The sequence below is a fragment of the Nocardia sp. NPDC058497 genome (assembly GCF_042720195.1).
In the GTDB taxonomy this organism is placed as follows: domain Bacteria; phylum Actinomycetota; class Actinomycetes; order Mycobacteriales; family Mycobacteriaceae; genus Nocardia.
The window spans coordinates 1-1,558 of the sequence record NZ_JBHXMY010000917.1; the positions used below are offsets into that span (position 1 = coordinate 1).

Here is a 1,558-nt window from a genome sequence, read left to right on the forward strand (position 1 = left end):
GTCGAATCGCCGCCGACAGCAGTCCAGGAGTACTCTCGCAATCTCTACCAAACTGCCGGAAGCGATGGCATTCTCGCGCTGAGTGAGCATCTCGAGGCCGGGGAAGACTCCGGAAATACTGTGGCCGCCGCACAGCGCGATGCGCTGGCCAACGGGCTGATGGTGGTCAGCAACGAAAACATCGGCACCGGACGCAATCCCGACGGGACTCTCACAAACGCCGGCAGCTACCAAAATCTCCCGTCCGGGATGCGTGAACTGATCGAGGCGAAACGCACTGACCCGAACCCGATCAACCCGAACACCCCTGGTGGTCCGGCTGTGGCCCTGCAAGACCAGTGGAAGGATACGAACGATCTGGCCGATCTCATGGGGCAGGCCAACCCGGGGTATGAACCAGGCACGGAACTGGGCACCAAGCTGTTCCTCAAGTCCTCGGACATGATCCAGGATCAGTACCATCCTGACGGCCGCGACGAAGCTGCGGCACAGTTCCTCGACATCGGCTCCCGCAATGACAATTAGAGCCATCAGATCTGGTCGGGCGATGGAATGCCGGAAGGGTACAAGCCCCGCGAAACTGTGCAGGGATTGATGTACTACGACTGGCCCGACTCTGCACAAGGCAGCGGCCCGACCGTGCTGCTCGATCGGATCACCGAGGAATCCCAGCTTCCAGTAAACACCGAGAGGGGTGACCGGGGGCGTCAAGACCTCGCCGACCTCGGCCAAATGTTCGGATCAACCGACGACGACAAGGCATGGGAAAACACCCGTCAAGAATTCGCGGGGAACCCCGAGCTCGCCAACAAGGTCAGTCAGATGGTCAGTTCCAACCTGGAGTCGGTGAGTAGCAGGGCCTACCCCGAAGGGTTTCCCGGCGATAGCAAGGTGCTCAACGGTGTCGCCAGGTGGAACGGGGACGAAGGAAATCGGTTGATGGAGCTCGGCTCCTACACCGAGGAAGGGCGCGTCGGCCTGACCACAGCCGTCGAACAGTATCGGTTGTCCGAACTGACCGAGGCGATGCAGAAAAACCCCGAGAATCCGGCATCGATTCTTGCTGGGAGCAATGCGGGAACCCTGTCCGGACGCCTGGACGATGCGATGTGGGACGCCATCATCGGCGAGGATAAGAAGAAGGGCGAGGACACTATCTCGGCGGAGGAGGAGAACTTGCTCCGCCGAGCCAAGATGATGGGTGCCGATATGGCGGGGATGCTTGTGGACGAAGGGGTTGCCAAGATTCCCGGCTCACAGGTTGTACAGGATGTAACCGGCCTCGAGGCGGGCAACACCACTACCGGGCTGATCCAGGAATGGATCGGAAAACCTGAATACGACTACAAGGATCGACCGAGCCCGCAGGAACTCAAGACAGAGGCCATCCAGAGTGCACAGCAGGCAGTCCTGAACGGGGCCGACGCGGCTGGGCAGCTGCCGGAATCTCTGAAGGTTGATGGGCGACCGGCGACTGTCGAAGAAATCGTTGGTCAAGGCAAAGCGGACCAGCTAAATGATTTTCTGACCGAGCACGGTTTGAACCAATATATTACAG

The 1,558-nt window shown here is 59.8% G+C and carries 2 pseudogenes; both read left to right on the plus strand.

The features are described 5' to 3' along the window. A pseudogene (locus ACFWPJ_RS32440) lies at positions 1–525 on the plus strand (hypothetical protein); the annotation flags it as partial. A gap of 69 nt (positions 526–594) precedes the next feature. Then, a pseudogene (locus ACFWPJ_RS32445) lies at positions 595–1,558 on the plus strand (hypothetical protein); the annotation flags it as partial.